The sequence below is a fragment of the Bifidobacterium pullorum subsp. saeculare genome (assembly GCF_016899725.1).
GTDB lineage: Bacteria > Actinomycetota > Actinomycetes > Actinomycetales > Bifidobacteriaceae > Bifidobacterium > Bifidobacterium pullorum_C.
Genome location: NZ_JACLYU010000300.1, coordinates 1 through 253 on the forward strand (window position 1 = coordinate 1; position 253 = coordinate 253).

A 253-nucleotide genomic window follows, 5' to 3' on the forward strand; every position below is an offset into this window, starting at 1 on the left:
CGGGGTGCCGGTGCCGGAGAGCACCTTCTCGCACAGGGCCTTGCGGTCGATGGCCATCGAGATGGCCTGGCGGCGCAGCTCGCCTTCCTCGGTGCCGTTCTGGAAGTGCTCCATGTTCGACGGGATCACGTACGGACCGGTGCAGCCGTCCTTCGGGTTCTCGCCGAAGGCCTTCGGATCGTCGAAGAAGGAATCCGGCAGCGGCGCGAAGGCGGTGTAGCCGATCTTCAGGCCGAAGGCGGAGTCGGGGGCG

At 67.6% G+C, this 253-nt stretch carries 1 pseudogene; it reads right to left on the reverse strand.

Annotated features, from left to right (window positions below):
• A pseudogene (locus H7U32_RS10620) lies at positions 1–253 on the reverse strand (ABC transporter substrate-binding protein); the annotation flags it as partial.